The following is a 4,864-nucleotide window of genomic DNA, read 5'->3' on the forward strand; positions in this document are numbered from 1 at the left end:
ATCAGTTATCAGTTATCAGTTATCAGTTATCAGTACCTACAGGTAAATTACCGAATAATTAATCATTATTAATTAAATAATTCAGCTTTATTAGCCTCCCCTTTCAAGGGGAAAATAAAAAAATAATATTTTCTTATCTTCAATCCTTTCGGTTTTAACCAGAGGTAATTATCAATTATCAATTATCAATTATCAATTATCCATTATCCATTATCCATTAATTAAAGCGCTTTTCACTTTTACTGGATAACCAAATTGCCATAATTAAAACCTTGTAGGGAAGTTGCATGCAACGTCCCTAATGTGGTCTATGGTACAGGAAAACCGCTGTAGGAGGCGAGAAAATCTTAAATGTCCTGCTTTATCAGTTAATTAACCTACCTTTCTAGAACCTAAATTGAGTCCTGATACTTCCTACCCAGAGAGTTTCATTATCCTCAATGTGATTAGGATTAGTAATCACAAACAAACCAGGAGTAATAGCTATATTATCGTTCATTTGGAAGCGATAAAATACTTCAATGTGTATAGATGTATCGGGGTCTTTTAATGAATCATCATCACCACCATCAGTAATTATTGGTGGTACACCAACAATTATACCTCCTAAACTACCTTCCCTGAATAGATCCGGAAAAGCTAAGGTCAAAGCACCTGTAAGTATGGTGATATCATCAGTATCATCATCATCTTCAGGACGGGCAAATGAAGCACCACCCCAGCCACCTATTTGAAAGCCATCAGTAATTCTCCATTGAGCTTCAAAGTTAACAGTATCTGCGGTAGTTGCTCTACCATCAAAAGGGTCTCTGGCCAAAAAACTACCTGTACTTCCAGTCAAGTTGACATCGTTTTTCGTATGATAGGCACGCACATAACCAAGTTGAAAAGCAATTTTGTCGTTTGGCTCAATCGTAAACTGGCCAAATCCACTAAATCCACCATTAAAAATACCTCTACCTTCTCGGGGCTCTTCCGGATCTGGTGCAGCATAACCCACACTTAAGTTAATTGCATCACTGAAAGTGTAGGCAAGCTTGGCACCAGCATCAGAAGGAGAACGATAGAACATAGGGTTGAATCGTCCAAATCTGGAAACAGAACCACCACTACCACTTTGTAAAGGTGTAATAGGTTCCGCGAAGTCGTCCACACCATAACCTGTAGTAGCTATTTCTACTCTACCCTTACCATTCAGTACAGGAAAACGATAGGCCAATTTGCTCAGGGAAACATCATCATTCGGACTACTATCTGTAGATAAACGAGTCATTAAAGTATTGGTCAAATCTCCACCGCTATAGTTAGGAATGTCATTAGCTTGTAGACGAGCTCTTAAGCGGTCTTTTCCTGTGAAACTTGTATCAAAGTTTAAACGAACCCGATAACCAAAGGTTGTCTCCGTTCTGTCTCTTTCACTCCGCGGTCTTCCACGCCCCGCAGCTCTTTCTCCAAACGTATCGCTCAACCAGAATAAAGTTTCACCATTAAGTTTAGTAGTCGTTGAGAATTGATTGGCTTCTAGTTCCTCGGTTCTGGCTTCCAAAGCATCAACACGACCGCGCAACTCTGCTAATTCTGTAGCAAACTCTTCTTGCAGCCTCTGTAATACTGCCAAATCATCACGAGTCACTAAATCTGCTGTTGCTGCTGCGACTAATTCTGTAATTCGGTCCAAACAAGCATTCAGACCTGCTGCAAACTCATAACGAGTCATGGCCCGATTACCTTTGTAAGTCCCATCTGGATAACCGACAATACAACCATAACGTTCTACCAGAGATTGCAAAGCTTGGAAAGCCCAATCGGTGGGTTGGACATCTGATAATTGAGTCACAGATGTTACTTGGCCCATAGGATCTACTTGTTCTAACTCTGCTCCAGGAATCTTGAGGGAGGGATCTTTCAGATTTTGTAACCTAGTATCTCCTGGTACTTCTACTTCTTCTGAGGAGGTATCACCTGGTGACGCTGTTGGTACTTCAGATGAAGTAGTCGAATAGTTAGTTGTATTTGTATTAACACCTTGAGTGTTAGCCAGTTGTTCTACAGAAACCTGATTTGCTAAAGCAGAATTAGCTATTAGTAAAGTGGCGATACTGAATACACCAGATGTCTGTTTTAGAGCATTCAGGATAATTTTTGTCATTTCGATCTCTCCTCACACCATTTTTATAAGCTATGAACAACCCTACTGCTTAGAGTAGATTTAATTATCGATTGTTCCAATTGATTTGTTAACAGAAGTCTTAGTGTTAGCTAAGTTTAATCTGGAGTATAGATATCTAAATTAATCCAGCACTAGAGAGTTAAGGGCTTAAATGCTCTAAAATACGGCATAAATAAATAGAATCTTTTTCTCCATAAAATTATTTCTAGTAGTTTTTACGCAAAACTTATTCTGAAAAAAGACAAGTTAAGCATTGCCCTTGAGTGTAACAACAATTTAGATACTAGGTAAATATGTCTAAACTTCACTAGGACTATCAGTAGACTAAAAATATTTCTGAATAATTAGATACAGCAGACATAGTTACCTTTTTTTACCAAGAAGATTAGCACCTCTGACACAATAGTGCAACTATTTTAAATATAATATTTGATTTATTTTATTTTTTTACCTATAAAACCCATTTGGGCTCTATTTAAAAATAGAAGAGAGATTGAGGGATGAAGAGATAGGACATGTGGGGAGATAAAGACACCGAGAAACAAAAGTTTATTGCAAAGTTTTAGGTGTGCTACTCAACTGCATGGTTTAACAAATATTAAACAAACACTCTCTTAAAATTTTTAATTTTAACACATTTAGATTTTGAAATAGTAAACCCCTCAGCTTTACTATCAGCCATTTCAAAAGCTAGCTAAGGGGTATAAAACTCATTCTAGAAACTGACTAGCTAATCGGTTGTTCTACCTTCGTATTAAATTACTAAAGTTAGTAGTTGAAATAATCGAATCTGATTAACTAATCTATTTCTTCTCGTTAATTCAAAGTTCTAGAACCTGAACTGAGTTCTTAAAGTACCGACCCAAAGAGTGTCATTATCCTCAATGTGGTTAGGATTAGTAATCACAAATACACCAGGAGTAATAGCTATATTATCGTTCATTTGGAAGCGATAAAAAGCTTCAATGTGTATAGAAGTATCATCATCTTTCAACTCATCATCATCACCACCATCGGTAACAATTGGTGGTACACCAATAATAATACCTCCTAGACTACCTTCTTTCAGTAAATCTGGGAAAGCTAAAGTCAAAGCACCAGTAATAATAGTGATATCATCAGTATCATCATCATCTTCAGGACGGGCAAATAAAGTACCACCCCAGCCACCTATCTGAAAGCCATCAGTAACTCTCCATTGAGCCTCAAAGTTAATAGTATCTGTAGTAGTTGCTCTACCATCAAAAGGATCTCTGGCTAGAAAACTACCTGTACTTCCGGTCAAGTTAACATCATTTTTTGTATGATAACCACGCAAATAACCGATTTGAAAAGCAAGTTTATCGTTTGGCTCAATTGTAAACTGGCCAAATCCACTAAATGAACCATTAAAAGCACCTCTACCTTCTCGAGGATCTTCTTTATCTGGTGCAGCATAACCTACGGTTAACTGAATTGCATCACTGAAAGCGTAGGCAAACTTGACACCAGCATCAGAAGGAGCACGATAATAAATAGGGTTGAATCGTCCAAATCTGGAAACAGCACCAGCACCACTACTTTCTAGAGGTGTGATAACTCCGATAAAGTCATCAATACCATAACCTGTAGCAGCTACCTCTATCCTACCCTTACCATTCAGTAAAGGAAAACGATAGGCCAACTTGCCAATAGAAACATCATTATTTGGACTGCTGTCTGTAGCTAAACGAGTCATTAAGCTATTGGTCAAACTGCTACCGCTATAGTTAGGAATGTTATTAGCTTGTAGACGGGTTCTTAAGCGGTCTTTTCCTGTAAAACTGGTATCAAAGTTTAAACGAACCCGATAACCAAAGGTTGTCTGAGTTTCGTCCTCATCACTCCCAGATCTTCCACGTCCCTCAGCTTGTTCTCCAAACGTATCGCTCAACCAAAACAAAACCTCTCCGTTAAGTTTGGTAGTAGTAGAGAACTGATTATTTTCTAGTTCTGCTGTTCTAGCTTCTAAAACATCTACTCGTCCTCGCAAAGCAGCTAATTCTGCTGCAAATTCCTCTTGCAGTCTTTGTAAAACCGCTAAATCTTCTCTGGTTACTAGGTCAGCAGTTGCCGCTGCAATTAATTCTGTAATTCGGTCTAAACAAGCATTCAAACCTGCTGCAAACTCAAAACGGGTCATCGCTCGATTTCCCTTATAAGTCCCATCAGGATAACCTGCGATACAACCATAACGCTCTACCAAGGATTGTAGTGCTTGGAATGCCCAGTCTGTAGGTTGTACGTCTGATAACTGAGTTACAGATGTTACCTGATCGAGTGACTCTCCATCTTCCAAGTCTGATACTGCTACTGGTGCCAATGAAGGATCATCCATGGGCATTGAGCGAACATCTATTTGAGCTATTTCAAAGGAAGATGCGTTCTCCATTGCACCTTGGCCTAAGTTCTGATTTACAGAATTTTCGCCACTTCCTAAAGTCTGTAAAGGAGCTTCAGCAGCGATCGCTGAACCTGCCATTAATAATAATGCTGCGCTAAAAACACTAGGACTGTGCTTTAGAGTTTTCCAGATAAGTCTTGTCATATTTACTAACCCTCACACCAATTTGGACTCAGCTAGGAATACCTAACTTTTTCTTGCATCTACCCACGTTTAGCATAAGTCTATAACGCGGGGTTCCCGAACTTACTATCAGGCATTCCTAGTTACTT

General features: G+C 38.7%; 2 protein-coding genes. Both read right to left on the reverse strand.

Going from position 1 to position 4,864, the window contains the following annotated elements; all coding sequences use genetic code 11:
- Positions 1 to 385: 385 nt before the first annotated feature.
- Complete coding sequence (locus tag AC3DU7_RS05830) at positions 386 to 2,149, reverse strand: iron uptake porin (protein WP_488038410.1); 1,764 nt, start codon at positions 2,147 to 2,149, stop codon at positions 386 to 388.
- Positions 2,150 to 2,999: 850 nt separating this feature from the next.
- Complete coding sequence (locus AC3DU7_RS05835; protein ID WP_488038411.1) at positions 3,000 to 4,736, reverse strand: iron uptake porin; 1,737 nt, start codon at positions 4,734 to 4,736, stop codon at positions 3,000 to 3,002.
- Positions 4,737 to 4,864: the final 128 nt, after the last annotated feature.

Source organism: Okeania sp. (assembly GCF_983059655.1).

Excerpts from the sequence above, each read along its gene's own strand:
- AC3DU7_RS05830 (WP_488038410.1), bottom strand. The coding sequence starts at position 2,149 with ATGACAAAAATTATCCTGAATGCTCTAAAACAGACATCTGGTGTATTC.
- AC3DU7_RS05835 (WP_488038411.1), bottom strand. The coding sequence starts at position 4,736 with ATGACAAGACTTATCTGGAAAACTCTAAAGCACAGTCCTAGTGTTTTT.